This window comes from Listeria ivanovii subsp. ivanovii (assembly GCF_900187025.1).
Lineage (GTDB): Bacteria > Bacillota > Bacilli > Lactobacillales > Listeriaceae > Listeria > Listeria ivanovii.
The window spans coordinates 1,155,368-1,181,623 of the sequence record NZ_LT906478.1; the positions used below are offsets into that span (position 1 = coordinate 1,155,368).

A 26,256-nucleotide genomic window follows, 5' to 3' on the forward strand; every position below is an offset into this window, starting at 1 on the left:
AAATGGCAAACGCAAACGCATTAGGTATGATCGAAACAAAAGGTTTAGTAGGAGCAGTAGAAGCAGCAGACGCAATGGTGAAAGCAGCTAACGTAACACTTATGGGTAAAGAACAAGTTGGTGGCGGTCTAGTAACAGTTATGGTACGCGGTGATGTTGGCGCAGTAAAAGCAGCAACAGATGCAGGCGCAGCAGCAGCAGAACGTGTTGGAGAATTACTATCTGTACACGTAATCCCACGTCCACACAGCGAAGTAGATGCAATTCTACCAAAAAGCGCTGAATAATAAAACAAATTTCTAAATTAAATCAGGAAGAAGCGTTAGTAACTAGCAAGGAGTTCCATCAGACACTTAGGTTAGTACTTTCGCTTTTTGCCAGATTTTGTAAGACTAAGCTTCCCAACATTACTAACACCAATTGTAAATGGGACAAAAGGATGTGGTTCTTTGGCTATTTTGACAGAAGATGAGTTACGAAAAGCCTATTTACACACCGATTTAAGAACGAAAAAAACGTTAGATGTCCAAAAAGGTACGATTATTACGCCATCAGCAAAAAGTTTTTTATCTGAAAAGAAAATTGACCTTCATTTTATTGAGGAAATAGCTGAAACAAAAGTAGTAGTGGAACCAATAAAAAAAGAAACAGCACGTGCAAAATTCCAAACGATTTATGGTGGTTCTTTAGACGAAAAGCCAGAGCATATGACCCATCTTCGCGGTAACTTGCTTGTATTTAAAGACCATCCACAAATTGCCTTCCGCGGAAAACTAGATTCACTTGAAGCAGAAATACTGGAAACTCAGTGTTCGGTTGCTAGTGAATTTAAGGCTCTAGCAGAAGATTTACAAGAAATCCTCACCTTTGTAAGAAATATCGTTCGATCAGAAGTATTGAATGAGCAAATCGAAACAGTCCAAATGCTAGGAATGGATGAAAAAGAACTGCGGGAACGTAGTCACAATCCTAAAAAATATTATCAAATGACGCACTTTATGCCCGATTATACAATGGGAAGTGCTGTCATTCATTTAAACAAATTAAGAACGATGGTCCGTGAAACTGAACTTGCTGCGTTTACAGCATTTAAGGAAGCGGATTATTCGGTAAAAAGACCAGATATTATCCAAGCGCTCAATCGGTTATCCAGCTTGTTTTGGATACTAATGTTCCGCGTAAGAACTGGTGAATACAAATAGTAAGGAGGCTTACCATGAATAATGAATTAATCACAAGCCTTATTGAAGAAGTTACTCGTCGCGCGCTGCTTGAAACAGGCGTTGAAGTAGAAGCATCCGGTCGGCACGTACATTTAGATCGTGAAACTGTGGATGCACTTTTCGGAACTGGGTATGAACTGACACATTTCCGTGATCTTTCTCAACCAGGTCAATATGTTTGTAAAGAAAGAATTAGTATCGTTGGACCAAAAAGCGTCATCCATAATGTCGTTATCCTTGGACCAATCCGCAAGAAAACCCAAGTAGAAATTAGTGCGACAGATGGTACTGCTCTGGGAATTAAAGCACCTGTTCGTGAAAGTGGAGATATCAGTAACACACCAGGAATTTTGCTTTTATCACCTAAAAACAGTGTCCAACTTACAGAAGGACTAATCGTTGCTAAACGTCATATTCACATGACACCACAGGATGCAGAAAAACATCAAGTGACACAAAGTGAAATTGTGCAAGTGAAAATTAACGGCGAAAGACCACTTATTTTTGATGATGTAGTTGTTCGAATTAGCCCTGATTTCTCTACATATATGCACATTGATTACGATGAAGCCAATGCGTGTGGATTTAAAAAGGGAATTCGAGGTCAAATTATTAAGAAAACCCCGGTTAAATGAATATGGATACAGAAGCACTCATAAAAGCCGTTACGGAAGAAGTCATGAAGCGACTCCAATTATTACCGACCAAAAAAATGATTATCATGGGTGAAGACGTAGATCACACTCTCAGACAGTGTTATAAAGCTGATTATCAAGTTTCGCTTTACGATCGGTCAGAACGCGCTTGTGATTTTCTTTTGCTCGAAACAATTGAAATTGCTGAAATGGCTCGCATTAGTTTGCTTGCACCAATGAACAAAAAAGAACAATTTATCACGAATCAACTTTTACAAGGTGTTCCTGTCGCGATTTTAAAAGATGGCGTCAAAGCACATGACTACAGACGGACAACTAAATATGGTATCAGACAATTACTGCAAGAATACGAAGATAAATTATCTCGCTTTGGGGTAGAATTTATCACGAAATCAGCTAGCGTAGCAAAAATAACCAAAGTAATCACTGCGCAAGATGTGGAAAAACGAACGAAAAACAAGACAGAATTTATTTTACCAACAGGAAGTTTTTTAACACCACTTGCAAAAGATTATTTACAGGAAAAACGAATTAGCATTAAAGAAAGTTAGGAAGGAAGAGCCGCATGCAAATTGGAAAAGTTACCGGAAGTTTATGGGCAACGAGAAAAGATGAGAAACTAAATGGTTTGAAACTACTACTAGTAGAAATTTGTACCGATGAAGTGGAAGAAGTAAGACATTCCATAGTGGCAGCTGATAACGCCGGAGCTGGTAGTGGCGATATTGTTCTCGTTACAACTGGTAGCGCGGCACGAGCATCAACCGGAGATAATACTATTCCTGTAGATGCATGTATCGTTGGTATTATCGATTCGGTAGAACGTGATGGCTGAAAAGTCCTTAGGTATTCTTGAACTCAGAAGTATAAGCAAAGGTTACGAAATGGCTGATAATTTCTTAAAAGCTGGCAATGTGACTTTGTTTACTTTTCGTCCTACTTGTCCAGGTAAATTTTTAATTATTTTGCAAGGTGCTTCCGGTGAACTTACTAGTGCGATGCAAGATGCAAAAGAAGAAGCGGGCAAATTCCACGTTTCTTCTTACATAATTCATTTAGTACATGAAGAATTGCTCCATTTTTTACAGAATAAACATCCTAAAGTGGAGATTGATGCAGTTGGAATTATCGAAATCAGTCAATTGGGTGCGGGGCTTAATGCAGTGAATGAGGCGTTGAAAAAATCAGCTATTCATTTAAAGCGGATGACGCTTGGTGCCTCGATTGGTGGGAAATTTGTGGCTGTTTTTACAGGGGAAGTTAGTGCTATCAAAGAAGGGATGCAGATCTTAATAGATACTGCGGAACAAAAAAAGGTGATACATCATACGATCATTCCTTCTCCTGATGAACTTTTAAAACGCTATCTATAGAATGGAGGAACACTTTTGAGCATTAATGAAATTATTATTTATTTAATGGTAATCTTTATGATTCTTGGCGCCATCGACAAAATTATTGGTAATAAATTTGGCCTAGGGGCACAGTTTGAAGAAGGAATTATGGCGATGGGGTCGTTAACCCTTGCGATGGTTGGTATTATAACGCTTGCACCTGTTTTAGCAAAAATTTTAAGCCCGATTGTTGTACCAATTTACACCGCGCTAGGAGCAGATCCAGCGATGTTTGCAACAACACTTTTAGCAAATGATATGGGTGGCTTCGCGCTAGCTCAAGAACTTGCACAAACTCCGGATGCTGGACTTTTTGCTGGGGCAATTTTAGGTTCGATGATGGGACCAACCATTGTTTTCACGATTCCAGTAGCTCTAGGAATTATAAAAAAAGAAGATCATAAATATTTAGCAACTGGAGTACTTTCTGGTATTATTACAATTCCAATCGGTTGTTTAATCGGTGGACTTGTTGCAGGATTCTCTCCAATTATGATTTTCAAAAACTTAGTACCAATTATACTCGTAGCTGTTTTAATTATGATTGGTCTTTGGTTTAAACCAGAAGCGATGATTAAAGGCTTTACTGTTTTCGGAAAAGGTGTTGTTATCGTCGCTACTATCGGGCTAGTTGCTGGGGCAATTCAACAACTAACTGGTTTAACAATCATTCCGGGAATTGCACCAGTAAGTGAAGGGATTGAAATCGTTGGTGGTATCGCTCTTGTACTTGCCGGAGCCTTCTGTTTAGTGTTCGTTATTACCAAAGTATTCAACAAGCCACTTATGAAAATGGGAAAACTGCTTGGTATGAATGAAGTTGCTGCAGCTGGTATGGTTGCCACACTTGCAAACAGTATTCCGATGTTCCAAATGTTAAAAGATATGGATGAGCGTGGTAAAATTATTAACGTTGCCTTTGCTGTATCCGCAGCCTTTGTCCTCGGAGACCATTTAGGCTTTACGGCTGGTGTCGCCAAAGATATGATTTTCCCGATGATTGTCGGAAAACTAGTCGGAGGGGTAACCGCGGTTGGTGTAGCTATTTATATGGCCAACCGAATGATGAAGAAAAATAAAGCAAAAGAACAAACGGTGGTGAAAAATAATGGCTGATATTTCAAGAGATTTACTAGAACAATTAGTCAAACAAGTTGTCTTAGAAAAAATGGGTCATAAATCTAAGCAAGTAGATGTTAGTGGGATTTTATCCATTAAACTTCCAGAAGTAAAAGTTACTGAAGAAGATCGACTAGACACTGGAAAACCAGGTGATGTAGTTTATACAAAAGATTTAGTCACATTAGAAGAAAGCAAACGTCTAGGTTTCGGTTTAATGGAAATGAAAGACACTACATTTGATTGGTTCTTAGACTATGACGAAGTGGACTATATTATTGAAGGTCGACTAGATGTTGTCATTGATGGCAGAACGATTTCCGCAGGTCCAGGAGAAATTATTTTCATTCCAAAAGGAAGTAAAATCAAGTTCTCTGTAACTGGGGAAGCAAGATTTGTTTATGTTACTTATCCGGCTGATTGGCAGTCACAATAAAAAAATGATTCCAGCGAATTTCGCTGGAATCGTTTTTTTTATTTTAAAGAATCGCGATATTCTTTTGGTGTCATATCAAACGTTTTCTTGAAAACTTTACAAAAATAGCTTGCTCTGGAAAAGCCTAAGTTTTTGGCAATTGTATGTACTGCCCAATCACTTTTCGCTAGCTGGTCTTTCGCATAAAGCATTTTTTGTTCGTTTACATAATTAATAAAGTTAATATTGAGTTCGTTTTTAAATAATTTACTCAAATAAAACGGGCTTAGATACACATAATTTGCTACTTCTTCTAAAGTGATGGAGCGGTGGATGTTTTTCTTAATATAACGGATGGCTTGTTTGATTTCCTTATGCTCTCCGCAAGCTTTATTCGCCGGAGTTACTTCTTTTTTTGGTTGTTTTTGTTTTTCATGTGCGGAGTAATAATCGCTTAATACATCGAGAACTTCCACTGTTTCAAGTGAATGAAGTAGGGCTGTGTGATCAGGATTTTTTTTGCTAAAGTCTTCTTGGATTTGTTCCGTAAATTGGTTTTCTACTTGACTTAACATAATTGGTTGAATATTGACGACATTTTCTTTCTCCAAAATACATCTCTCCTCCATTTATTCGCACATTAATTATACCATAAAATCGCTTGAAATAACGTTTTATCCTGCATTTTAAATAGAACAATAAATTCTTTTTTATAACAAAATATTGTCATTTTTGTCTGGTAAAGCAATAAATATGATAAATAATTCACACTGGTGGCTAATTTGACGGCGAAATGTTGGAACAGGGCGATTATGAAAGCTTGCACTATTTTGCTTTCTAGCTCACGCACGCCCTTGTACCACTGGTTTAACAAGGCTATAATGAGGTGGAAATAACGCTTTCACGAGAGGGTGATCTTTTCAGTTGAAGATTCAAAAATTAGTATTATGTGCGATGTTAATTGCGATGTGTGTAATTGGCGCAAACATAAAATTAATGGGTTCAGTTGCATTTGATGCGGCACCAGCTTTTATCGGGACTTTATTACTCGGTCCAATGTACGGGGCAATTCTTGGGATATTCGGTCATTTAACTTCAGCGTTACTAGCGGGTTTTCCGTTAACGCTACCGATACATTTAATTGTTGCTGGAATGATGGGCATTACGATGATTGCTTATGGATTTACCCGTCAAATGTTGGCAGAAAAACCACAACTAATTAGCGTTAGTTTATCTAGTCTAGTTGCTTTTGTTTTTAACTGTCCGCTATCTTTATTAGCACTTTACCCATTCATGCACGAAGCAGTATTTGCATTATTTCCAGTCCTTGCGATTGGCACGATTTGCAATGTTTTTGTAGCAGAAATCGTGTATCAAGTATTACCGGAACGCTGGAAAAAGCGAATTGCCGGTTATTAAAAACTAAATAGGTGAGTATATTAATCCGGGAAAGAGGTGCGAATCCTCTACAGGCCCTAGCTACTGTAATACGGACGAAAACCAAATGTATGTCACTGGAATTTATTTCCGGGAAGACTGGTGAGTAGGATGAAGTTGAGTCAGGAGACCGCTAGTATACTCGATATTTAAGAAACAACTTCTAAGGGAGCGAGTTGTCTTTATTAAACAGGTTTCATAATAGGAACGTTTCTTTGCGTTTGCAAGAAACACCTAGGATAAATCTGCAAAAAGACGCCAAAGTTCTGTTTGGTGTCTTTTTTTATGGCTAAAGTGAAAGGTGAATTCAGATGAAGAAAATCGTCATTGCTGCAGCGTCAAGTGGAGCCGGAAAAACAACCGTTACGCTTGGTATTATGCAGGCTTTGAAAAAAAGAGGTCTACGTGTTCAGCCATTCAAAGTGGGACCCGATTATATTGATACGAATTATCATCAAGCAATTACCGGAGTTCCGTCGATCAATTTGGATAGTTTCTTAATAGCCGACGATTGCATGTTAGCTTCTCTGTTTCAAAAGCATGCTGCACTAGCAGATATATCTGTGATTGAAGGCGTGATGGGGCTTTTTGATGGGTTAGGTGTAGACCGGGATAATGCCAGTACTTCTTTTATAGCAAAATGTACCAAAACACCGGTTATTTTAGTGGTTGATGGAAAGGCAATCTCCACTTCTGCCGCCGCAATTGTCGCTGGTTTTAACAGCTTTGATCCGGAACTAAAATTAGCCGGAGTGATTATAAACCGGGTAGCATCAGAGAGTCATTTTTCCCTAATAAAAGGGGCGATTGAACGATATACGGATGTACCTGTGTTAGGTTATTTGCCGAAAAATTCGGATGTTGCGCTTCCTGAAAGACATCTCGGTTTAGTCCCGCAAGAGGAAATGGGTGAACTAGAAGCGAAATGGTCATTACTTGGCGATTTAATTGAAACGCATGTCGATATGAAGAAATTGGTGCAAATTAGCGAACTGGGCGGAGAATTTTTGAATGCTGATCTGAAAGTTCAACTACCAAATTTTTCTGGTAAAAAAGTAGCATACGCACTAGATGAAGCATTTCATTTTTACTACCAAGATAATTTAGACTTAATCAAATCGACAGGGGTAGAATTAATTCCATTTAGTCCACTGGAAGATAAAGCGTTGCCGGAAGCTGATTTCATTTATATTGGTGGAGGATTTCCAGAAGTATTTGCAAGTAGGCTAGCACTAAACTACTCGATGCGTGAGTCCATTTTGGCGGCGCATGAAAACGGTATTCCGATATATGCAGAATGTGGTGGTTTGATGTATCTCGGTACTAGTTTGGAAGTGAATGGGACGCTTTACGAAATGGTAGGCATTTTTGAAGGAGTGAGCAAGATGACGGAGCGACTTCGGAAATTTGGTTATTGTTTTGCAACTCCAGCACACGATACACTACTTGGTAAAACCGGGACAACGATTCGTGGACATGAATTCCATCACTCCATTTTTGAAACAACGGAAAAAACTTGTCTAAACTTGTCTAAAATGCGCGACGGAGCAGTTATTAAAGAATGGTGTGGCGGCTATCAAAAAGGGAATACTTTTGCGAGTTATCTGCACATCCATTTCTACCAAAATCCAGCTATCTTAATGCAGATGTTTGGAGCGATGAAACGATGACAGTGCTGTTTTATACGACATCTTTTATAGTAGATTGCCTTTTGGGGGATCCTTATAGTTGGCCACATCCAATTAAAGCAATTGGCAACTTCATCCAGCTGTTAGTTACTTTTTTACGAAAAATAAGTGAATCGGAAAAATGGTTGTATGTTGCTGGTGGAATCTTATTCGTTTTGACAGTTGGCTTGACTGGTGCTTTGTCCGCATTCCTACTTTTTATTAGTGCAAAAGTGGCTTACTGGTTGTATGTGATTGTTTTTATCTATTTAGGCTACACGACTTTAGCGATGACTTGCCTTGCGAAAGAAGCGCGGAAAATCCAGCGTACGCTAACGACTGGGGATTTAGCAGCAGCAAGAATTCAAGTTGGCATGATAGTTGGTCGTGACACAGAAAATCTTTCCAGAGAGCAAATTAGTAAAGCAACAATTGAAACAGTTGCCGAAAATACCGCGGATGGCGTCATTGCTCCACTTTTTTACTTATTCATTGGCGGTCCGGTGCTTGCCTTAATGTATAAGGCGGTGAATACACTAGATTCGATGGTTGGCTACAAAACAGAAAAATATCGTGCGATTGGTTTTGTTTCTGCCAAAATGGATGACATCGCAAACTTCATCCCAGCAAGGCTCACGTGGCTCTTCCTAGTAATTGCGAGTTTTATATTAAAATATGATAGTCGAGCAGCGTGGAAAATAGGCTTACGGGATCGAAAAAAACATACAAGTCCTAATTGCGCCTATCCAGAAGGCGCTGTTGCAGGAGCACTCGATATTACGCTCGGTGGAACACATGAATATTTTGGCGAAACAGTTGTTAAACCAACAATCGGTGACGGCGCAAGTCCAGTTACCCAGCAACAAATCAGCCAAACAATTAAATTACTTTATACCGCATCCAGCTGTGCTTTTATTATTTTCACAACGATACATTTATTACTATTTTAAAGGAGTGACAAAATGAACTACATTAAAAATCCAGCAAAAATTGAAGAAAAAAGCTTCGAAATAATTCAACAAATTATTGATGATATTAGACCGGATTACACGTTCCAAAATAAACTAGAAGAAGCAATTATTAAACGAGCAATACATACGACAGCAGATTTTGACTACTTGGATAGTTTGGTTTTTCAACAGGGTGCCATTTCGAAAATCATCCATTGCTTACAAAATAAAGGAACCATTTTTACCGATACGAATATGGCGCTTAGTGGAATTAATAAACGACTTTTAGATGAACTAGGTTGTAAATATCATTGTTACGTAAGTGATCCTGAAACAATCGAAATCGCTAAGCAACATGGCATTACAAGATCTATGGCCGGAATAAAACTTGCTTCATTAAAAGACGGACCGAAACTATTTGTTCTTGGAAATGCTCCAACAGCTGTTTATAAAATTATCGAAATGGCAGAAAGTGGGCAGTTGCAACCAGATGCCGTAATTGCTGTTCCTGTAGGCTTTGTTGGCGCTGCGGAATGCAAAGAAGAAATTCTTGCGACGGATATTCCAGCTATTGTGGCCCGCGGAAGAAAAGGTGGTAGTAATTTAGCTGCCGCGATTGTCAACGCAATTCTTATCACAATGTAAAGAAGGCAGGCCAATATGGAAGATTTTATTTATTATAACGGCAAAAAATATCGAAAAGGTTATACAACTGGAACATGTGCAGCCGCAGCCGCCAAAGCTTGTGTGGAAATGATTTTAACGCAAGAAGAAGTGAATGCTGTTCAAGTAGAAACAACCGGCGGACAGATATTGGAAATCCCAGTAGCAAAACAACAATTTTCCAAAACAAAAGCAACTGCTGCGGTACAAAAAGATGGCGGAGATGATATTGATGCGACTCATGGCATGTGGATTTTTGTTGATGTAGAGGTAACGGACGATGATGAAATCCATTTAGACGGAGGAATTGGCATTGGTCGTGCTACACAAAAAGGAATTTCTGTGGCAGTTGGTGAGGCGGCTATTAACCCAGCGCCGCGAAAGAATATCCTTTCAACTGTCCGAGAGTCGCTTGGTGAAACTAGTGGAGCCAATATTTTAGTTTATGCACCAGAAGGAGAAGAACGCGCCAAACGTACAATGAACAGCAATCTTGGTATTATCGGCGGAATTTCTATCCTTGGAACAACTGGAATTGTCACGCCCATGTCAGATGAAGGCTGGAAAAAGTCGCTATCCATCGAATTAGAAATGAAACGAGTGCAAGGAATGGAACAAATCATTTTAGTTCCAGGAAATTACGGCGATGATTTTGTCCAAAATACACTTGGATTTTCGAGCAATCAAGTTGTTTCGATGAGTAATTTTGTGGGCTATATGCTGAAAGAAACACAACGTCTTGCCTTTAAACGAGTTTTAATGGTAGGGCACTTCGGCAAATTAGTTAAAGTATCGGCGGGAATATTTACGACATACAGTAAAGATGCGGATGCGCGTGCAGAAATCTTGGTCGCCAACCTCGCTCTTCTCGGCGCCCCACTTTCACTATTACAAGAAGTCGAAAAATGCAATACAACTGAAGCAGCAGGTGAATTAATTGAAGCAGCAGGTTTTACACAAGTTTATGACGTAATTGTTCAAAAAATTAAAGCAAGGTCCGAACGCTTTCTCAAGTTTACCAAACCAAGCGTAGAAATTGATGTGGTAACTTTTTCAACCGAACGAGGCTTACTTGCTTCCACGAAAAATATCGAGGTTTTACGGGAGGAATGGCAGTGATTAGTGTAGTAGGAATTGGGCCAGGTAATTCGAGTTTTTTAACGCGTGAAGCAATAGTGGCGCTTGAAATGGCCGATACAATTTTTGGTTCCAAGCGGCAACTACAAGAAGTAAGCAATATAACAACAGCAACAAAAGAACTTTTACCAAAAAAATTAGTAGATTTAAAAACCATTCAACATAAAGACAAGGAAGTGGTTATTTTAGCTTCCGGAGACCCGTTGCTGTATGGGATTGGGAACTGGACGATGACCCATTTTCCAGAAGAAGTCCGGATTATTCCAGGTATTAGTTCCATTCAAATCATGTTTCATAAAATTGGTCTCCCTATGAATGATTGTTTTATCACAAGTAGTCACGGTAAAACTCCAGATTTCGAATTCTTATTACAACATTCCAAAGTAGCGATGGTAACAGATACACTGATTGGTCCATACGAAATCGCCCAAGAAATTTTAAAACGAGACTTAAAAAAAATAATCTATATTGGTGAAAATTTAAGTTCAACGGAAGAGCGAATCCATCAACTTTCGCCGAATAAAGTAGCAAAAAAATACGATATGAATGTTGTGGTGATTGTAGATGAAGGATGAAGTATTTATTCGCGGCAAAGTTCCAATGACAAAAGCGGAAGTTCGAGCAGCAAGCATTGATTTACTTGGATTAAATAGTACGTGCCGAAAAGTACTAGATGTTGGCGCTGGTACAGGAAGCGTGGGGCTCCAAATTGCTTGCACGTATCCAGAAATCGAGGTAACAGCTATCGAGCGAAATTCAGATGCTGTAGAACTTATCAACCAGAATAAAACAAAATTCGGGTTGCAAAATATCGCTGTTATCGAAGCTAATGCTCCAGTAGAAATGCCAGTAACTAACCAATTCGATGCGATTTTTATTGGCGGTAGTGGCGGAAATTTAACCGATATTATTGATTGGTCACTGGAACATTTGAAAACAAACGGGCATTTAGTACTCAATTTTATTTTGCTCGAGAATGCTCTTACCGCCATGCTGTATCTAGAAGAATGTGCGGTTAGTGAATTGACGATGAAACAAATCCAAGTAGCAAATTGGCATAAACTCGGTGCAGGACATTACTTTGCACCACAAAATCTAACTATGATTATTGGCTGTAAAAAAATAGAGGAGTGAAAAAAATGGCACAAGTACATTTCGTCGGAGCAGGACCTGGAGACAAAGAACTAATTACATTAAAAGGATACCAATTACTAAAAGAAGCAGATGTGGTGATTTACGCAGGTTCGCTAGTGAATCCAGAACTATTAGAATACTGTAAAGCAGACTGTGAAATTCATAATAGTGCAAGTATGAACTTAATCGAAATAATTGATTGTATGGAAAAAGGCGTGACTGCTGGGAAAGAAGTAGTTCGCTTGCAAACAGGCGACTTCTCTATTTATGGTTCGATTCGTGAACAAGTAGAAGAAATGAAAAAACGTTCGATTCCATTCACATGTACTCCAGGGGTTAGTTCTTTCCTTGGGGCAGCAAGTAGCTTTGGAGTAGAATATACCGTTCCGGAAGTAAGCCAAAGCGTTATTATTACCCGAATGGCTGGAAGAACCCCGGTACCATCCCGCGAATCGCTTAGATCTTATGCGGCTCACCAAACATCCATGGTTATTTTTCTTTCTGTTCAAGGAATCCGGAAAGTTGTTTCAGAGCTAATCAAAGGCGGATACAAACCCGAAACCCCAGCTGCTGTCATTTACAAAGCGACTTGGGCAGAAGAGAAAAAAGTCACAGGAACACTTCAAGACATCGCTGAAAAAGTCACAGAAGCAGGCATTACAAAAACAGCACTAATCATGGTTGGCGACTTCCTTGGAGAAGAATTTTATTACTCCAAACTATATGACAAGGACTTCAAGCATGAGTATAGATAAGCTTGCGATTATTGCAGTCACAGCTCGTGGCCGAGATTTGGCAATCCAACTAACCAATACTATTGATGCAACTATTTTTGTACCAGCAAAGCATGTAAACAGTAAAAGCCAAGCCTTACAACCTGATTTTCGAACTGGAATGCAAGCACTTTTTTCTAAGTATCAAGGTTTAATTTGTATTATGGCTACTGGAATAGTCGTTCGAACACTTGCACCAGTCATTCAAGATAAATTATCCGACCCAGCCGTACTTGTTATGGATGAAAATGGTGAATTTGTCATTAGTTTACTTTCAGGACATGTCGGCGGTGCAAACGAACTGACAGAAAAAGTTGCCGCTTTAACAAATGGTAAAGCGGTAATTACGACCGCAACTGACCGCGCGAATGTAGCGGCAATTGACAATATTGCTAAAGCTATGGATGGCTATTTACCAGATTTTAAAGCAACAACGAAACGTATTAACGGTCTACTCGCTGCTGGTGAAGAAGTTGGAATTTATTTGGATGAACCACTAACTATCGACCAAAGAGGTTTTACAGAAAAAGCAGTTAGCCCACTTGTCTATATTTCCACTAAATTACAACTTCCTGCGACAGACCTAGAACGAATTAGGCTCATCCCAAGACATCGCGTACTTGGTGTTGGTTGTCGAAAAGGCATTTCAACGGAAACTATTGATACTGCTTTTAACCATTTTTGTGAACAAGAAAACATTCATCCACGAGCATTCGCGGAAATTCATAGTATTTCTATTAAAGAACAAGAGCCTGCAATTAGGCATTTAGCGGAAAAATGGGAGATGAAATTTATTGTCCATTCAGCAGAGGAACTGCAAACCGTAGCTGAAAAATATCCAACATCTGAATTTGTGAAAAAAACAGTACAAGTTGGCAATGTTGCTTTATCCTCGGCTGATATCGGAAGTAGCGGCAACGTAATTTCCGCTAGATTTGCAGAAACTGGTGTGACATTTGCAGCAGGAAAATTAACTAAAAATAATGAGGTGGCAAAATGATTTATGTGATTGGGATTGGACCTGGAGATAAACGCTTAATGACAGGCGAGGCACTACAAGCAATAGAAGAAGCAGATGTTATCGTTGGTTATGTAACATACATTAAATTAATCAAAGAACTTATCAAGGACAAGGAAATAGTAAAAACCGGTATGCGCCGGGAAATTGATCGCTGCCAAGAAGCAGTTAATATCGCACTAACTGGAAAAAACGTAGCTGTTGTTTCCAGTGGCGACGCTGGGATATATGGTATGGCCGGTTTAGTTTTAGAATTAGCCGAAAAAAGTAATCCAGAACTTGAAGTAAAAGTAGTTCCCGGAATTACTGCCAGTATTGGCGCAGCAGCAGTACTTGGTGCGCCGATTATGCACGACTTTTGTCATATTAGTCTAAGTGATTTAATGACTCCTTGGGAAGTGATTGAAAAACGTTTGCTACATGCAGCGATGGCTGATTTTGTCGTTTGTTTTTACAATCCAAGAAGTAAGGGCCGCGCAAATCATTTAGCCAATGCTTTTCAAAAAATGATGGAATTTAAATCAGCCGATACGATTGTTGGCATAGTGAAAGATGTCGGGCGTAAAGAAGAACGGAAAATCATCACAACGATGCGCGAAATGGATTATGAATTAGTAGACATGACAACGATGGTTATTGTCGGTAACAAAGAAACCTATGTGAAAAACGGAAAAATGATTACACCACGAGGATACTCGCTATGATTTTTGTTCTTGGTGGCACTTCTGATAGCCTAATCATTAGCGATTGGCTAACGGAAAAGGGGCTCGATTTCTCACTATCGGTTGCAACAGAATACGGTGCAACACTTGCAAATCAGCATGCCAAAAAAGTATTTTGCGGAAGATTATCCAAAACAGAAATGCTAGCAAAATGGCAAATAGAGAACGTAACTGCTGTCATTGATGGGACTCATCCTTTTGCAACGATTGTTTCTGAAACAGCAATGGAAGCTTGTTTAGAAGCAGCTATCCCTTACATTCGCTTTGAACGAACAAGTGAGCAAGCGGAAAATACATTTTTAGTCGCTAATATTGAAGAAGCATGTACAACCGCTAACAAACTGGGAGAACGGATTTTCCTTACAACCGGAAGCAAAAATTTACCAGAATTTGTCGAACGCTTAACAGATAAACATCTTATCGCACGAATTTTACCAGTATCAGATGTGATTCGTTCTGCGGAAAATTTAGGGTTAGTAGCGGATCAGTTAATCGGTATGAAAGGCCCTTTTACGAAAGAAGCCAATAAAACGCAGCTAGAAATGACACAAGCAGATGTTTTAATTACAAAAGAAAGTGGCAAACAAGGTGGTTTTCAAGAAAAACTAGCGGCAGCAGCAGAATTAAACATTCCAGTCGTCGTTATCCGTCGAAAAATTCTAAACTACCCAATCGAAATAAATCATGTAACAGAACTACCAGAAATTTTAACACAATGGGAGGTCTACTAATGGGAAAAGTCATATTAATCGGTGCCGGTCCTGGAGATGCACAGCTACTGACAGTAAAAGGTTTAGCCGCACTTCAAAAAGCAGATGTCATTGTCTATGATCGCTTAGTCGAGCCGGCAATGCTTCAAGAGCGTAAACCCAGCTGCAAACTCATTTATGTTGGAAAAGAACCATTACATCATCCAATTCCACAAGAGGAGATTGAACAAATACTTGTTAGAGAATCAAAAACAAATAATCTAGTAGTACGCTTAAAAGCAGGAGACCCATATGTGTTTGGTCGTGGTGGCGAAGAAGGAGAAACGCTTTATCAAGCAGGAATTCCATTTGAAGTTATTCCGGGAATTACTTCGGCGATTGGCGGGTTGGCTTATGCTGGAATTCCCGTGACCCACCGTGATTTCGCCTCGAGCTTTCACGTAATTACTGGTCACTTGAAAAAAGGACGCGATCCACTTGATTGGGAAGCATTAGCTCGGTTAGAAGGAACGCTCATTTTTCTAATGGGAATGACAAACCTGCCAAATATTTGCGCGAACTTGCTGCAATACGGTCGTAATCCAGAAACAGCTGTCGGAATTGTTCAATGGGCCTCACGCGGAAAACAATTGACTGTCACTGGAAGCTTAGCAACTATTGAGCAAAAAGTAGCAGAATCCGGTATTTCCTCGCCGGCACTTATAGTTGTAGGAAATGTTGTAACTTTAAGACCACAATTGAACTTTTTTGAAGAATTGCCTCTGTTCCATACAAAAGTTTTATTACCAAGAGCACGCAAAGGAAAAAGTATGCTCGCGGAAAATATTCGTGATTTAGGCGGCGAAGTAACGATGTACCCAAATATCCAAGTACTCGATATCGCCCCAACAAAAACTGCTGGACAACTCGCTGAATATCAAGAACTGCTTTTCACCTCCAAAGAAGCGGTCGAACGCTTTTTCAATTACTTAGGGTCGATAAATTTAGATGTTCGTAGCTTGAAAAACACCCATCTAACTGCAATTGGCAAACAAACAAAAGAAGCCTTTACAGAAAAAGGAATTATACCCGATAGCTTTATAAAAAGACGTAGCCAAGAATTAATTTTAGAGCATGCGTCCCGTTTTAAAGCTAATCAAGCTAGCCTAATTGTTGGAAGCGTGCTTGATACAGCAGAAGTACAAACGATGTTAGCAGGAATTGAAACGGTTCAAACCATGCCGTTATACGATATGCGCCCAGTGACAGAACGCCCATTTGATCTCGAATGCTTTGATCAAATTTGTTTTTCTAGTTCGCGCGCGGTTCATAACTTGCTTGCAGTTCTAACCGCGGAAGAAAAAGCGCTCTTACAACAAAAAACAATTTTATCTATTGGCAGATTCACAAGCGCTACTTTAGCATCATTTGGTTTTACGAATTATTATCAAGCCGAAAATGCCACACCAGAAAGCTTCATCGAGTTAATCCAAAAAACAAAACTAGAAGGAGTACTGCAATGAAAAAAGCCATTTTAGTTGTTAGTTTCGGAACAAGTTATCCAGAAACAAGAGCAAAAACAATTGAAGCTTGCGAAAAAAGAGTCGCAAAAGAATTTCCGGATTATACAGTTTTCCGCGCCTTCACTTCAAACAAAATCATTAAAAAACTGAAAACACGTGACGATATGGATGTCGACACACCCAGCCAAGCTTTGAATAAACTAAAAGAATTAGGATACAACGAAGTCATTATTCAGTCGTTACATATTATTAGTGGCGGGGAATTCGAAAAAATCACAGCACAAGTGAAAAAATTCCAATCCGCCTTTGATTCAATCATCATCAGCCAACCGCTACTTGACTCCAAAGAAGATTATGAAAAAGCCATCGAAGCCATTCGTTATCAAATGCCAAAACTAACCGAGAATGAAGCACTAATTTTGATGGGACATGGTTCGAAGCATCACGCTTTTAGTGCTTATGCTTGTTTAGACCATATGCTGCTAAATGAACCTATCTATCTTTGTGCAGTAGAAAGTTATCCTGGGCTTGACCAAGTGATTCAGCGCTTGCAAAAAGTCGGAATCAAGAAAGCGCATCTTATGCCATTCATGCTCGTTGCGGGCGATCATGCCACGAATGATATGGCTTCGGACGAGGAAGATTCATGGAAAAGCACGTTAGAAAAAGCAGGCATTGAAACAGAATGTCATTTGCAAGGCCTAGGTGAAAACCCACTTATTCAAGCTCAGTTCATCGACCATATCCATACGGCAATCGAAAGGGTGAATCTACGTGGCTAAATTTTACGGAATAGGTACCGGACCAGGCGACAGTAAATTAGTCACCATTGAAGCAGCAGAACGACTTGGAAAACTAGCAATCCTTTATACACCACAACCGAAAAAAGGCGGCGACAGCTTAGCGAAAAAAATAGTTGCTCCGTATTTAAAAGACTCTCTTATCATTAAAGAGCGCCATTTTCCAATGAGTTACAACAAAGAAGAAAAACAACTCGCTTGGAAAAAAATTGCAGCAGAAATTAAAACAGACATCAACCAGGGACACGATGTTGGCTTTATTACACTGGGGGACCCGATGATTTTCAGTACATACAGCTATCTACTAGAGCTTTTAAAAGGAGAGGTAAAAACAGTCACTTTAGCAGGGATTTCCTCTTTTGCTAATATCGCTTCCAGAATCGAATTACCGCTCGTTATGGAGGAAGAAAGCTTTGCCGTGATTCCAGTTACTGCAGGTGCTGAAAAAATAGAGCAAGCCTTAAACCTCTTTGACACCATTGTCTTGATGAAAGCAGCTAGTAATTTACCACTTGTAAGAAACTTGCTAAAAAAAGCAAATTTACTTGATTCAGCTGTCGTTGTTAGCGATGTGGCAATGTCTACCGAAAAAATCATATACGGTATGCAGGAAATAAATCCAGAAGAAAAAATGTCTTATTTCACAACGATTATTGTGAAAAAAAGAAAGGAGCAATAGCAATGAAAAAATTATGGAAATTTATCCCATTTGTTTTAATTGGGGTCATTTACTTCACATTAACTAACCCAGAATCTGCACACGCAATGCATATTATGGAGGGTTTTTTACCAGTTAAATGGGCTGTGTTTTGGCTAATTGTTTTCATTCCTTTTCTTGTGCTTGGTTTAATCCGAATCCGCAAATTAATCGCGATTGATAAAAATAATAAACTACTATTAGCACTATGCGCGGCGTTTATCTTTGTTTTATCGGCACTAAAAATCCCATCAGTAACAGGTTCTTGTTCGCATCCAACTGGTGTAGGACTTGCAACAGTCATGTTTGGTCCACTAGTAGTCAGTGTTCTTGGAGTAATTGTTTTGCTTTTCCAAGCATTACTTCTTGCCCACGGAGGAATTACCACACTCGGAGCGAATGCGATGTCCATGGCAGTAATTGGCCCAATGGTCGGTTTTGTCGTCTATAAACTAGCCCGTAAATTAAACTGTAATAAAAGTGTTTCGATTTTCTTATGTGCGATGACAGCAGACCTTGCAACCTACTTTACGACCAGTGTCCAGCTCGGAGTTGTCTTCCCAGATCCAGCATCAGGTATGATGGCATCCATTCTTAAATTTATGGCGATTTTCTGCGTTACTCAAGTACCAATTGCCATTGCAGAAGGCTTGCTGACCGTAGTTATGTATAATTTAATTAGCAAAAATCTACCAGAAAAGGTGGCACAATTACGATGAAAAAAATTAATATTAATGTCATTTTGATACTTTTAGTCATTTTGCTAATGGTGAGTCCATTCTTCTTCAATAAAACAGGAGAGTACGGAGGGTCAGACGGAGAAGCAGAAGCAGAAATTACTAAAATTGATCCGAGTTACGAACCTTGGTTTACACCGATTTATGAACCAAAAAGTGGCGAAATTGAAAGTTTGTTATTTACGCTACAAGGTTGTATTGGAACCGGGATTATCGCTTATGTTATTGGGGTAAGTCGCGGCAAACGGAAGGCAGAAAATGATGCTAACGATTGATAAGTATGCCTATCAAAATCGCTGGATAGCATACTCACCATCTGGAAAATCATTGTTTTATTTAATTATTTTAGTTTTATCTCTAACAGGACCTGTAATTGTTCAAGCCGGCTTGTTTTTATGTATGGTGCCATTAACATTATATGTAGTGAAAATTCACTTCAAACAGTATCTAAAATGGCTCCTACTACCATTTTCGTTTCTACTTTTCAGCTTGTTATCTATCTTAATTTCGATTTCTAAAGACCCAAGCAGCTTTATTACTTCTGTTTCAATTGGCAATTTTTACCTAGGAATTTCCGACGTGACAATTACAACCGCCACACAAGTTTTCTTTCGGAGTATTGCTTGTTTATCCGCAACTTACTTTTTTGTCTTAACCGTTCCCGTGGTACAGTTAACGAAAGTAATGAAACAAATTTTTATTCCTAAAATACTTATCGAATTAACGATTTTGATTTACCGCTTTATCTTCATTTTCTTGGAAGAAGCAGTGGCAATTCGTAAAGCACAGAGCCTACGTTTTGGTTACCACGGAATTAAAAATAGTTATCGCTCATTTGGGATGCTTGTTAATACATTATTTAATCGAGTCATGAAAAGATATAATGAAATGGTGATAACACTTGATGTTAAGTTATATCAAGGAGAATTTCATATCTAGGAGGAAGCCAAGGTGCTTAAAACAGAACATATTTCATTTGAGTACGAAGACGGAAAAAAAGCGCTAACCGATGTGTCGATTGATTTAGCAAAAGGAGACATTATTGGTTTAATTGGAGCAAATGGTTCAGGGAAATCCACACTTTTCATGCAGCTGTTAGGAATCAATAAACCAACAAAAGGCAAAGTGTATTTTGACGATAAGCCACTTACTTACAACAAAAAAGCGTTATTTGCTTTACGAAAAAAAGTAAGTATCGTATTTCAAGACCCAGATCAACAAATTTTTTATTCCAATGTCCGTGATGATGTGGCTTTTGCTCTTAGAAACCTTGGTGTAAGTGAACAAGAAGTAGAAAAAAGAGTCACAAGCGTGCTAGAAACCGTTGGAGCAAAAGAATTCCAAGATAAACCAGTACAATACTTAAGCTATGGTCAGAAAAAACGTGTCGCAATTGCCGGAGCGCTCGTACTCGACACAGATTGGCTCTTGCTCGATGAACCTACCGCCGGACTTGACCCGATTGGTAAAAAAATCATGATGGAAATTATTGAACGCTTGGCTAATGAAGGAAAGAAAATTCTTATTTCAAGCCACGATATCGATTTGATTTACGAAATATGTGATTATGTTTATGTATTAAAAAATGGAGAAGTTTTAACGGACGGAGAAACGAGTCAAGTTTTCTTAGAGAAAAACAACATTGAGGAAGCTGGCCTAGTTCAACCGTGGTTAATTAAGCTGCATCAACAAGCAGGCTATTCGCTATTTAAAAAAGAAGCGCAATTTTTCGCGCATACAAAAAGAGGTGAAAACTAATGGTACAACAAATCATGGTTCAAGGTACCGCCTCAGATGCCGGAAAAAGTGTTCTAGTAGCTGGTCTCTGCCGGTTATTTAAAAATAAAGGATTCCGCGTTGTCCCGTTTAAATCGCAAAATATGTCGCTTAATTCTTTTATCACAGCCACAGGAGATGAAATGGGGCGAGCACAAGTCTTCCAAGCAGAAGCAGCCGGTGTATTCCCAGACGTCCGGATGAACCCAGTGTTACTAAAACCAACCAACGACCGCCAGTCCCAAGTGATTTTTATGGGAAGCATTTTAGCAAATATGGATGCGGTCCGCTACCACGACTTCAAACAAACACTCATTCCAAAAATTCAAGCTGTTTACCAGAGTTTAGCTGCAGAAAATGATATCATTGTCTTAGAAGGCGCGGGTAGTCCAGCCGAAATCAATTTAAACGACCGAGATATCGTCAACATGGGCATGGCAAAAATGGTTGATGCACCAGTTGTTTTAGTTGCAGATATTGATAAAGGTGGCGTCTTTGCCTCGATTTACGGAACAATTATGCTCTTAAAAGACGAAGAACGTGCTCGGTTAAAAGGCGTGATTATCAATAAATTTCGTGGTGATGTGGCTCTATTACAACCAGGAATCGAAATGATTGAAGCATTAACTAATGTTCCGGTTATCGGCGTAATTCCGTATGCTAATTTACAACTAGAAGAAGAAGATAGTGTCGCCCTTAGTGGTAAAAAAACAACAGCCGATGACAACGCACTACTTGATATTGCAGTCGTGTGTTTGCCAAGAATTTCCAATTTCACTGACTTTCATGTTTTGGAAATCCAACCAGATATAAGTGTGCGTTACATAAGAAGCACCAATGATTTCGGCAATCCAGATCTGCTCATCATTCCCGGAAGTAAAAACACAATAGCAGACATGACCTTTTTAGAAGAATCAGGCTTAAAAAAAGCAATTCAGCACTTTGCAGAGAAAAATGGAAAAATAATTGGCATTTGTGGCGGTTATCAAATGCTTGGCGAAAAAATGTTAGATCCAAACCAAGTAGAAAGTAGCCAACTTGAAATCGCTGGCTTAGGTTTACTTCATACCGAAACTACTTTTCAAAACCAAAAACAAACAACCCAAATCAGTGGAGTTACGCTTTCAGGTGAACAAGTGGAAGGATACGAAATCCATATGGGTAAGACGACCCGCAGTAAAAACACCCAGCCATTCTGTGAAATTCAAGTAGTAAACGGTAATAGTGAAATCCACCAAGACGGCGCTGTTTCTGCGAGTGAAAACATTATTGGCACATATATACACGGTGTTTTTGATAATCCAACATTTCTGAAAAATCTTTTCGATGAATTACTCATGAAAAAACAGCAAAATGCCTATCCTCATGAAATCACTCCACTAAAAGCGCATAAAGAGCAAGAATACAATAAACTAGCAACACTTTTAGAAGAAAACATTCAAATGGATAAACTAGAAAAAATTATGAAAGGAGAAACAATATGCGTATCTACACCAAAACCGGTGATAAAGGGATGACAAGAATTATCGGGGGGAGTAAAGTTAGTAAAGACAACATCCGAATCAATGCATACGGAACCCTTGATGAATTAAATTCACTACTTGGTTTTACAATTACCACACTTACGGATGAACCAGAAATCCAAGCAGAATTAGAACAAATCCAGCAACAATTGTTTGATGCAGGAGGGGATTTAGCGACAGAAGAAGGCAAACGTCCGTATAAGCTAACTAGCGAGCCGGTAGCTTGGTTAGAAGACCGAATTGATATCTATGCTGACGAACCACCAGAAATCGAAAAATTCATCCTGCCAGGCGGTACTGGAGCGGCTTCTTTACTCCATATGGCAAGAACCGTGGCAAGAAGAGCAGAACGCGAAATTGTCGGCATGCAAAAAATTGCCGCATCTAACCAGGAAGTGCTCAAATATGTAAACCGCTTGTCAGATTATTTTTTTGCTGTCGCCCGAGTAGTTAATTTTCGTGCTGGTAAAACAGATATTTTTTATAAAAACTCCGAACTTGTTTTTCGAAATAAAAAGAAATAAGCAAAAACCTCTCCCGCAAACTACAGGAGAGGTTTTTCTTTTAAAAACGTTGAATTAAAAATACGCCGATGAGCATCAACAAAACACCAATCATTCGGTAACGGTTAATTGGATGAGGAATGACTCCAAAAAAGCCAAAATGGTCAATAATCAGTGCGATAATCATCTGGCCACAAAGTGCCAAAACAACTGTCATAGCTGATCCAAGTAACGGTAAAAGTAAAATATTCGAAGTAACGAAAAGTACTCCAAGCGCGCCCCCAGTGAATACCCACCAAGGAATTCGCCCAACACCCTTAAGCTGGAATGTCAAACGTCGCTCTACAATTAAACAAATAATCGTCAGCAAAGTGGTTCCTACTAAAAAGGATATAAATGATGCCACAAAGGGTGAATTAACTGTCTCGCGCAACTGACTATTAATGGATGTTTGAATTGGTGAAAGTAAGCCAGATACAAGCCCCATCGCCATAAAAAGTAGTAATGATTTGGAAGATCTTTTTGTCATGTTTTCGCCCCCTTTTAAAATCGCTGCATCAAATAAATGCCGCCAAACATTAAAATAACTCCAAGTAACCGCTCGAGATTCATTTCATGCATTGGCACCTGGAACAAACCAAAATTATCAATTATAATAGCCATAATCATTTGTCCACAAACCGTAATCATCACAAGAAGTGCTGAACCTAGACGCGGTAAAAGTAAAATGTTGGCAGTTAAAAAAATAACCCCTAAAGTTCCGCCACCAACCCAAATATACCAAGGATTTGAGGCAATCATTTCTGATGATATTGGCCATGATTTTTGAGTAAATAAGCAAACAACAAGCAAAACAGTTGTTCCGACCACAAAAGAAACCCATGAAGCTAAAAACGGGGATTTCGTATAGGTACTGAGACGTGTATTAATGGCCGTTTGGACGGGTAAAACCATTCCAGCAAGAAGACCAGATACAATAAATAATATAATCAAGAATGTTCCTCCTTTTTTATCACAATGAACTAATTATAAAGTAAAATAGGGGTAAAAAGATAGTAATTAATTTAACGGAGGTATTTTATGAAAATTCGCATCATTGGATCAGTAGGGAGTGGTAAAACAACTTTGGCAAAAAAACTTTCAGAGATGAAAGGTATTTCGTATTTCGAAACCGACCGAATTGTATGGAAACGAGAACAAATCGAAGTGAGACGAACGGATTCTGAAAAAAACGAATTACTAAAACAAATTATCAACCAACCAAATTGGATTATCGAAGGAGTACATATCGAACCATGGGCGATAGATAGCTTCACACAGGCAGATATCATCATTTTTCTAGATCTACCAAAACGCCAAATCCGCTACCAATTAATTAAACGCCAAATCAAGCAATTGCTTCGAATCGAGTCAGCACATTACCCCATTTGTCTAAAAATGCTCAAGCAAATGTTTTACTGGGATAACTTATTTGATAGCAAAACCAAGCCAATTATCCAAAATAAAAGAATGGAAGAACCACAAAAATGGCTCACTATCAAGAAAAAAAGTGAAATCAAAAAAATCTTGCAAACTATATCGAGCCGTGATATAGTATAATTATCAAATACATCGAGGTGCGATATAATTATGGATGAAAAATTGCGAAAAACATATCTGCCAATGACAGAAACAGCTTTTTATATATTGCTGTCATTAATAGAACCAAGACATGGCTATGCAATTATTGAAAACGTCGCCGGCATGACCAAAAATCGCATCAAGCTCGGTCCAGGAACAATTTACGGCAGTTTATCCAAAATGAGTAAAGACGGATTAATCCAAATTATCCAAGAAGAAAGCAATCGAAAAATCTATCAAATAACAGAAACTGGCAAAGAAATCCTACATTTAGAAAAAACGCGGATTGAAGAATTGTATAGAAATACGAGGGGGATATAATCATGGAGAAAAAAACCATCAAATTTTTCACAGTCGATAATATGGAAAAAGAAGTGGCTTATTTAAATGATATGGCGCAACAAGGTTGGTTTTTGAAAGAATACAAATCATTTAGATACCATTTCGTAAAGGGAACACCGGCAGAGTATAGCTATGCGATTGATTATAAAGAAACGACCGGCGATGAAGAGGAATATAAAACCCTTTTTGCAGATGCGGGTTGGGAACATGTCTATTCCTATCCGATTTTGAATGGGAACTGGATGTATTTTCGCAAACTTATAACCGTGGATGAAACAAGCCAGGCTATTTTCACCGATAAAGAATCTCTTAGTCAGCTATTTAGAAAAATTCGTAAGCGGTGGTCTTTATTTGGTGCCTTAATAAGCATTATGATTATAGTGGATTTTTTAATCGTTTTTCAAATAGATAATTTTTCGGGTAGTGCGCTATTCATTTTTGCAGTACTACTGATTCTTGTCATCCTCTATGGCAAAATGTTTATCAATCTTACACGAAAAATAAACAAACTAAATAGTAACTCTTGACAATAAAAATAAATGTAACTATAATGGTTACAAAGAGGTGAGGGAATGGCCATTTCAACACGTTTTAGCGTTGCAGTTCATATTTTAACATTAATAGATATGAACCAAGAACGCGCGATTACATCTGACTTTATTGCCGCAAGCGTAAATACGAACCCAGTTGTCATTAGACGAATCATGAGTAAACTGAAAAAAGCCGGGCTAATTCATTCAAGTCCCGGAGTTAGTGGTACTTATTTATTAAAAGCAGCCTCAGAAATTACGTTGTATGATATTTATGCCGCAGTGGATGAGACAGAGCAGCTTTTTGACATTCATAAAAATCCAAATCCGAATTGTGAAGTAGGCGCGAATATTCAAGATACACTCGACACCGTTTTTAACCACGCGCAACAACAGATGGAAGCAGATTTAAAACAAACTAATTTAAGTCAAATAACTGCGAATATAAAACAAAAAGCAACTAACTAGCGGGATTCATTTCCCGTTCATTTTTACACTAAATGTAACTGTTTTAGTTACTAATTAAATTGGAGGAATAGATGATGAAAATAGCAATTATCGGAGCAACTGGAAAAGCAGGAAATGAAATTACGAAAGAAGCAGTTCGTCGCGAGCATGATGTCACAGGATTCGTTCGTAATAAAGCAAAACTCACCACCGAAATTAAAGCAATTGAAAAAGATATTTTCGACCTAACTACAAGTGACTTAGAAGGTTTTGATGTGGTCGTTGATGCGTTTAATGCCGCACCAGGCGAAGAAAGCTTACACCAAACATCATTAAAACATCTTTCTACTATATTAAAGGGAACAAATACACGCTTAATCGTTGTTGGCGGGGCAGGGAGCTTATACGTTGACCCTGAGGAAACGATTCGTGTCATGGATACACCGGATTTCCCTGCAGCCTATTTACCGACAGCAACCAACATGGGAGAAGCTTTTAACGTACTTCAAAAAGAAACGAATGTCAACTGGACCTACATAAGTCCAGCAGCTTTCTTTAATCCAGACGGAGCTAGAACTGGCGAATACCAAACAGCGCTTAACGTCTTAACTACCAACGCAGCAGGAAATAGTGAAATTAGTTATGCTGATTATGCGATTGCACTCGTGGACGAAATCGAAAATGCTAAACATTTGAAGCAACGTTTTAGTGTCGTATCTAAATAAAAAAAGTTATCATAAAAGAAAAATAAGTGTTATTCG

General features: G+C 38.8%; 36 protein-coding genes and 1 riboswitch. Of the genes, 33 read left to right on the forward strand and 3 right to left on the reverse strand.

Going from position 1 to position 26,256, the window contains the following annotated elements:
- Positions 1 to 2: 2 nt before the first annotated feature.
- The 8 genes from CKV67_RS05715 to CKV67_RS05750 all read left to right on the forward strand — a co-directional run bounded on the left by CKV67_RS05715 (position 3) and on the right by CKV67_RS05750 (position 4,828).
- The gene (locus tag CKV67_RS05715; protein WP_003719393.1) at positions 3 to 287 is read left to right on the forward strand and encodes a BMC domain-containing protein; all 285 of its coding nucleotides are present in this window, start codon (positions 3 to 5) and stop codon (positions 285 to 287) included.
- A gap of 162 nt (positions 288 to 449) precedes the next feature.
- Entirely contained in the window at positions 450 to 1,202 is a 753-nt protein-coding gene (locus CKV67_RS05720) for a cobalamin adenosyltransferase (RefSeq protein WP_014092571.1), read from the forward strand.
- 14 nt (positions 1,203 to 1,216) lie between these two features.
- Entirely contained in the window at positions 1,217 to 1,858 is a 642-nt protein-coding gene (gene eutD / locus CKV67_RS05725; RefSeq protein WP_014092572.1) for an ethanolamine utilization phosphate acetyltransferase EutD, read from the forward strand.
- Complete coding sequence (locus CKV67_RS05730; RefSeq protein WP_014092573.1) at positions 1,855 to 2,430, forward strand: TIGR02536 family ethanolamine utilization protein; 576 nt, start codon at positions 1,855 to 1,857, stop codon at positions 2,428 to 2,430. The genes eutD and CKV67_RS05730 overlap by 4 nt, the downstream gene beginning before the upstream one ends.
- Positions 2,431 to 2,444: 14 nt before the next feature.
- Positions 2,445 to 2,714, forward strand: a complete 270-nt coding sequence (locus CKV67_RS05735) for a EutN/CcmL family microcompartment protein (RefSeq protein ID WP_003719397.1) — start codon at positions 2,445 to 2,447, stop codon at positions 2,712 to 2,714.
- The gene (locus CKV67_RS05740; protein WP_014092574.1) at positions 2,707 to 3,252 is read left to right on the forward strand and encodes an ethanolamine utilization microcompartment shell protein; all 546 of its coding nucleotides are present in this window, start codon (positions 2,707 to 2,709) and stop codon (positions 3,250 to 3,252) included. Before CKV67_RS05735 ends, CKV67_RS05740 begins: the two co-directional genes overlap by 8 nt.
- Positions 3,253 to 3,267: 15 nt before the next feature.
- The gene (gene eutH, locus CKV67_RS05745; protein ID WP_014092575.1) at positions 3,268 to 4,389 is read left to right on the forward strand and encodes an ethanolamine utilization protein EutH; all 1,122 of its coding nucleotides are present in this window, start codon (positions 3,268 to 3,270) and stop codon (positions 4,387 to 4,389) included.
- Positions 4,382 to 4,828 carry a cupin domain-containing protein gene (locus CKV67_RS05750; protein ID WP_014092576.1) on the forward strand — a complete coding sequence of 149 codons (447 nt, stop codon included), beginning with the start codon at positions 4,382 to 4,384 and terminating at the stop codon, positions 4,826 to 4,828. The genes eutH and CKV67_RS05750 overlap by 8 nt, the downstream gene beginning before the upstream one ends.
- 38 nt (positions 4,829 to 4,866) lie before the next feature.
- Here CKV67_RS05750 and CKV67_RS05755 read toward each other — a convergent pair whose 3' ends face one another.
- The gene (locus tag CKV67_RS05755; RefSeq protein WP_014092577.1) at positions 4,867 to 5,418 is read right to left on the reverse strand and encodes a helix-turn-helix transcriptional regulator; all 552 of its coding nucleotides are present in this window, start codon (positions 5,416 to 5,418) and stop codon (positions 4,867 to 4,869) included.
- Positions 5,419 to 5,731: 313 nt separating this feature from the next.
- Between CKV67_RS05755 and cblT the strand changes: the two genes are divergently transcribed.
- The 20 genes from cblT (at position 5,732) to CKV67_RS05855 (ending at position 22,577) form a co-directional block, all read left to right on the forward strand.
- Positions 5,732 to 6,226, forward strand: coding sequence for an alpha-ribazole transporter (gene cblT / locus CKV67_RS05760; protein ID WP_014092578.1), 495 nt, complete (start codon positions 5,732 to 5,734; stop codon positions 6,224 to 6,226).
- A riboswitch (cobalamin riboswitch) is annotated at positions 6,201 to 6,396 on the forward strand. Its footprint overlaps the gene before it by 26 nt.
- Before the next feature lie 159 nt (positions 6,397 to 6,555).
- Positions 6,556 to 7,914, forward strand: a complete 1,359-nt coding sequence (locus tag CKV67_RS05765; RefSeq protein ID WP_014092579.1) for a cobyrinic acid a,c-diamide synthase CobB — start codon at positions 6,556 to 6,558, stop codon at positions 7,912 to 7,914.
- A complete protein-coding gene (cbiB, locus tag CKV67_RS05770; protein WP_014092580.1) occupies positions 7,911 to 8,861 on the forward strand; it encodes an adenosylcobinamide-phosphate synthase CbiB in 951 nt (316 codons plus the stop codon). The genes CKV67_RS05765 and cbiB overlap by 4 nt, the downstream gene beginning before the upstream one ends.
- 12 nt (positions 8,862 to 8,873) lie before the next feature.
- Positions 8,874 to 9,506 carry a cobalt-precorrin-8 methylmutase gene (locus tag CKV67_RS05775; protein ID WP_025279888.1) on the forward strand — a complete coding sequence of 211 codons (633 nt, stop codon included), beginning with the start codon at positions 8,874 to 8,876 and terminating at the stop codon, positions 9,504 to 9,506.
- Between the two features lie 15 nt (positions 9,507 to 9,521).
- Entirely contained in the window at positions 9,522 to 10,643 is a 1,122-nt protein-coding gene (gene cbiD, locus CKV67_RS05780; RefSeq protein ID WP_014092582.1) for a cobalt-precorrin-5B (C(1))-methyltransferase CbiD, read from the forward strand.
- On the forward strand, positions 10,640 to 11,236 hold the full coding sequence (locus tag CKV67_RS05785; protein WP_025279889.1) for a cobalt-precorrin-7 (C(5))-methyltransferase: 597 nt from the start codon (positions 10,640 to 10,642) through the stop codon (positions 11,234 to 11,236). Before cbiD ends, CKV67_RS05785 begins: the two co-directional genes overlap by 4 nt.
- Positions 11,226 to 11,795, forward strand: coding sequence for a decarboxylating cobalt-precorrin-6B (C(15))-methyltransferase (locus tag CKV67_RS05790; protein ID WP_014092584.1), 570 nt, complete (start codon positions 11,226 to 11,228; stop codon positions 11,793 to 11,795). Before CKV67_RS05785 ends, CKV67_RS05790 begins: the two co-directional genes overlap by 11 nt.
- A 5-nt stretch (positions 11,796 to 11,800) precedes the next feature.
- Positions 11,801 to 12,550: a cobalt-precorrin-4 methyltransferase gene (locus CKV67_RS05795; protein ID WP_003747092.1), complete on the forward strand. Its 750-nt coding sequence runs from the start codon at positions 11,801 to 11,803 to the stop codon at positions 12,548 to 12,550.
- On the forward strand, positions 12,537 to 13,568 hold the full coding sequence (gene cbiG / locus CKV67_RS05800) for a cobalt-precorrin 5A hydrolase (RefSeq protein ID WP_014092585.1): 1,032 nt from the start codon (positions 12,537 to 12,539) through the stop codon (positions 13,566 to 13,568). Before CKV67_RS05795 ends, cbiG begins: the two co-directional genes overlap by 14 nt.
- Positions 13,565 to 14,290, forward strand: coding sequence for a precorrin-3B C(17)-methyltransferase (gene cobJ / locus CKV67_RS05805; RefSeq protein WP_014092586.1), 726 nt, complete (start codon positions 13,565 to 13,567; stop codon positions 14,288 to 14,290). Before cbiG ends, cobJ begins: the two co-directional genes overlap by 4 nt.
- Positions 14,287 to 15,039, forward strand: coding sequence for a precorrin-6A reductase (cobK, locus tag CKV67_RS05810; RefSeq protein ID WP_014092587.1), 753 nt, complete (start codon positions 14,287 to 14,289; stop codon positions 15,037 to 15,039). The genes cobJ and cobK overlap by 4 nt, the downstream gene beginning before the upstream one ends.
- Complete coding sequence (gene cobA, locus CKV67_RS05815; RefSeq protein ID WP_014092588.1) at positions 15,039 to 16,520, forward strand: uroporphyrinogen-III C-methyltransferase; 1,482 nt, start codon at positions 15,039 to 15,041, stop codon at positions 16,518 to 16,520. The genes cobK and cobA overlap by 1 nt, the downstream gene beginning before the upstream one ends.
- Positions 16,517 to 17,302, forward strand: coding sequence for a sirohydrochlorin cobaltochelatase (locus CKV67_RS05820; protein ID WP_014092589.1), 786 nt, complete (start codon positions 16,517 to 16,519; stop codon positions 17,300 to 17,302). The genes cobA and CKV67_RS05820 overlap by 4 nt, the downstream gene beginning before the upstream one ends.
- On the forward strand, positions 17,295 to 17,999 hold the full coding sequence (locus CKV67_RS05825; protein WP_014092590.1) for a cobalt-factor II C(20)-methyltransferase: 705 nt from the start codon (positions 17,295 to 17,297) through the stop codon (positions 17,997 to 17,999). Before CKV67_RS05820 ends, CKV67_RS05825 begins: the two co-directional genes overlap by 8 nt.
- Positions 18,000 to 18,085: 86 nt before the next feature.
- A complete protein-coding gene (locus tag CKV67_RS05830; protein ID WP_095075153.1) occupies positions 18,086 to 18,736 on the forward strand; it encodes an energy-coupling factor ABC transporter permease in 651 nt (216 codons plus the stop codon).
- Positions 18,733 to 19,029, forward strand: coding sequence for an energy-coupling factor ABC transporter substrate-binding protein (locus CKV67_RS05835; protein WP_014092592.1), 297 nt, complete (start codon positions 18,733 to 18,735; stop codon positions 19,027 to 19,029). Before CKV67_RS05830 ends, CKV67_RS05835 begins: the two co-directional genes overlap by 4 nt.
- The gene (locus tag CKV67_RS05840) at positions 19,016 to 19,693 is read left to right on the forward strand and encodes an energy-coupling factor ABC transporter transmembrane protein (protein ID WP_014092593.1); all 678 of its coding nucleotides are present in this window, start codon (positions 19,016 to 19,018) and stop codon (positions 19,691 to 19,693) included. Before CKV67_RS05835 ends, CKV67_RS05840 begins: the two co-directional genes overlap by 14 nt.
- 12 nt (positions 19,694 to 19,705) lie before the next feature.
- The gene (locus CKV67_RS05845; RefSeq protein WP_014092594.1) at positions 19,706 to 20,512 is read left to right on the forward strand and encodes an ATP-binding cassette domain-containing protein; all 807 of its coding nucleotides are present in this window, start codon (positions 19,706 to 19,708) and stop codon (positions 20,510 to 20,512) included.
- Positions 20,512 to 22,047: a cobyric acid synthase gene (locus CKV67_RS05850; protein ID WP_014092595.1), complete on the forward strand. Its 1,536-nt coding sequence runs from the start codon at positions 20,512 to 20,514 to the stop codon at positions 22,045 to 22,047. The genes CKV67_RS05845 and CKV67_RS05850 overlap by 1 nt, the downstream gene beginning before the upstream one ends.
- Complete coding sequence (locus tag CKV67_RS05855) at positions 22,011 to 22,577, forward strand: cob(I)yrinic acid a,c-diamide adenosyltransferase (RefSeq protein WP_014092596.1); 567 nt, start codon at positions 22,011 to 22,013, stop codon at positions 22,575 to 22,577. Before CKV67_RS05850 ends, CKV67_RS05855 begins: the two co-directional genes overlap by 37 nt.
- 40 nt (positions 22,578 to 22,617) lie before the next feature.
- Here CKV67_RS05855 and CKV67_RS05860 read toward each other — a convergent pair whose 3' ends face one another.
- Both CKV67_RS05860 and CKV67_RS05865 read right to left on the reverse strand, forming a co-directional pair.
- A complete protein-coding gene (locus CKV67_RS05860; RefSeq protein WP_003719422.1) occupies positions 22,618 to 23,085 on the reverse strand; it encodes a DMT family transporter in 468 nt (155 codons plus the stop codon).
- A 14-nt stretch (positions 23,086 to 23,099) separates the two neighbouring features.
- A complete protein-coding gene (locus tag CKV67_RS05865) occupies positions 23,100 to 23,549 on the reverse strand; it encodes a DMT family transporter (RefSeq protein WP_014092597.1) in 450 nt (149 codons plus the stop codon).
- An 87-nt stretch (positions 23,550 to 23,636) separates the two neighbouring features.
- On the opposite strand from CKV67_RS05865, the gene CKV67_RS05870 reads away from it, so the two are divergent.
- The 5 genes from CKV67_RS05870 (at position 23,637) to CKV67_RS05890 (ending at position 26,220) form a co-directional block, all read left to right on the forward strand.
- The gene (locus CKV67_RS05870) at positions 23,637 to 24,155 is read left to right on the forward strand and encodes a EutP/PduV family microcompartment system protein (protein ID WP_014092598.1); all 519 of its coding nucleotides are present in this window, start codon (positions 23,637 to 23,639) and stop codon (positions 24,153 to 24,155) included.
- Positions 24,156 to 24,185: 30 nt separating this feature from the next.
- Positions 24,186 to 24,497 carry a PadR family transcriptional regulator gene (locus CKV67_RS05875; protein ID WP_014092599.1) on the forward strand — a complete coding sequence of 104 codons (312 nt, stop codon included), beginning with the start codon at positions 24,186 to 24,188 and terminating at the stop codon, positions 24,495 to 24,497.
- Positions 24,498 to 24,499: 2 nt separating this feature from the next.
- Positions 24,500 to 25,045: a DUF2812 domain-containing protein gene (locus CKV67_RS05880; RefSeq protein ID WP_014092600.1), complete on the forward strand. Its 546-nt coding sequence runs from the start codon at positions 24,500 to 24,502 to the stop codon at positions 25,043 to 25,045.
- Between the two features lie 45 nt (positions 25,046 to 25,090).
- Positions 25,091 to 25,516 carry an Rrf2 family transcriptional regulator gene (locus CKV67_RS05885; protein WP_014092601.1) on the forward strand — a complete coding sequence of 142 codons (426 nt, stop codon included), beginning with the start codon at positions 25,091 to 25,093 and terminating at the stop codon, positions 25,514 to 25,516.
- Positions 25,517 to 25,590: 74 nt separating this feature from the next.
- Positions 25,591 to 26,220: an NAD(P)-dependent oxidoreductase gene (locus tag CKV67_RS05890; protein ID WP_014092602.1), complete on the forward strand. Its 630-nt coding sequence runs from the start codon at positions 25,591 to 25,593 to the stop codon at positions 26,218 to 26,220.
- Positions 26,221 to 26,256 lie beyond the last annotated feature (36 nt).

Bases quoted from the DNA above. Each gene is read 5' to 3' on its own strand.
- CKV67_RS05715 (WP_003719393.1), top strand. From the start codon at position 3: ATGGCAAACGCAAACGCATTAGGTATGATCGAAACAAAAGGTTTAGTA.
- eutD (WP_014092572.1), top strand. From the start codon at position 1,217: ATGAATAATGAATTAATCACAAGCCTTATTGAAGAAGTTACTCGTCGC.
- CKV67_RS05730 (WP_014092573.1), top strand. From the start codon at position 1,855: ATGAATATGGATACAGAAGCACTCATAAAAGCCGTTACGGAAGAAGTC.
- CKV67_RS05735 (WP_003719397.1), top strand. From the start codon at position 2,445: ATGCAAATTGGAAAAGTTACCGGAAGTTTATGGGCAACGAGAAAAGAT.
- CKV67_RS05740 (WP_014092574.1), top strand. From the start codon at position 2,707: ATGGCTGAAAAGTCCTTAGGTATTCTTGAACTCAGAAGTATAAGCAAA.
- CKV67_RS05750 (WP_014092576.1), top strand. From the start codon at position 4,382: ATGGCTGATATTTCAAGAGATTTACTAGAACAATTAGTCAAACAAGTT.
- CKV67_RS05765 (WP_014092579.1), top strand. From the start codon at position 6,556: ATGAAGAAAATCGTCATTGCTGCAGCGTCAAGTGGAGCCGGAAAAACA.
- cbiB (WP_014092580.1), top strand. From the start codon at position 7,911: ATGACAGTGCTGTTTTATACGACATCTTTTATAGTAGATTGCCTTTTG.
- CKV67_RS05775 (WP_025279888.1), top strand. From the start codon at position 8,874: ATGAACTACATTAAAAATCCAGCAAAAATTGAAGAAAAAAGCTTCGAA.
- cbiD (WP_014092582.1), top strand. From the start codon at position 9,522: ATGGAAGATTTTATTTATTATAACGGCAAAAAATATCGAAAAGGTTAT.
- CKV67_RS05790 (WP_014092584.1), top strand. From the start codon at position 11,226: ATGAAGGATGAAGTATTTATTCGCGGCAAAGTTCCAATGACAAAAGCG.
- CKV67_RS05795 (WP_003747092.1), top strand. From the start codon at position 11,801: ATGGCACAAGTACATTTCGTCGGAGCAGGACCTGGAGACAAAGAACTA.
- cbiG (WP_014092585.1), top strand. From the start codon at position 12,537: ATGAGTATAGATAAGCTTGCGATTATTGCAGTCACAGCTCGTGGCCGA.
- cobJ (WP_014092586.1), top strand. From the start codon at position 13,565: ATGATTTATGTGATTGGGATTGGACCTGGAGATAAACGCTTAATGACA.
- cobK (WP_014092587.1), top strand. From the start codon at position 14,287: ATGATTTTTGTTCTTGGTGGCACTTCTGATAGCCTAATCATTAGCGAT.
- cobA (WP_014092588.1), top strand. From the start codon at position 15,039: ATGGGAAAAGTCATATTAATCGGTGCCGGTCCTGGAGATGCACAGCTA.
- CKV67_RS05820 (WP_014092589.1), top strand. From the start codon at position 16,517: ATGAAAAAAGCCATTTTAGTTGTTAGTTTCGGAACAAGTTATCCAGAA.
- CKV67_RS05830 (WP_095075153.1), top strand. From the start codon at position 18,086: ATGCATATTATGGAGGGTTTTTTACCAGTTAAATGGGCTGTGTTTTGG.
- CKV67_RS05835 (WP_014092592.1), top strand. From the start codon at position 18,733: ATGAAAAAAATTAATATTAATGTCATTTTGATACTTTTAGTCATTTTG.
- CKV67_RS05840 (WP_014092593.1), top strand. From the start codon at position 19,016: ATGCTAACGATTGATAAGTATGCCTATCAAAATCGCTGGATAGCATAC.
- CKV67_RS05850 (WP_014092595.1), top strand. From the start codon at position 20,512: ATGGTACAACAAATCATGGTTCAAGGTACCGCCTCAGATGCCGGAAAA.
- CKV67_RS05855 (WP_014092596.1), top strand. From the start codon at position 22,011: ATGCGTATCTACACCAAAACCGGTGATAAAGGGATGACAAGAATTATC.
- CKV67_RS05860 (WP_003719422.1), bottom strand. From the start codon at position 23,085: ATGACAAAAAGATCTTCCAAATCATTACTACTTTTTATGGCGATGGGG.
- CKV67_RS05870 (WP_014092598.1), top strand. From the start codon at position 23,637: ATGAAAATTCGCATCATTGGATCAGTAGGGAGTGGTAAAACAACTTTG.
- CKV67_RS05875 (WP_014092599.1), top strand. From the start codon at position 24,186: ATGGATGAAAAATTGCGAAAAACATATCTGCCAATGACAGAAACAGCT.
- CKV67_RS05880 (WP_014092600.1), top strand. From the start codon at position 24,500: ATGGAGAAAAAAACCATCAAATTTTTCACAGTCGATAATATGGAAAAA.
- CKV67_RS05885 (WP_014092601.1), top strand. From the start codon at position 25,091: ATGGCCATTTCAACACGTTTTAGCGTTGCAGTTCATATTTTAACATTA.
- CKV67_RS05890 (WP_014092602.1), top strand. From the start codon at position 25,591: ATGAAAATAGCAATTATCGGAGCAACTGGAAAAGCAGGAAATGAAATT.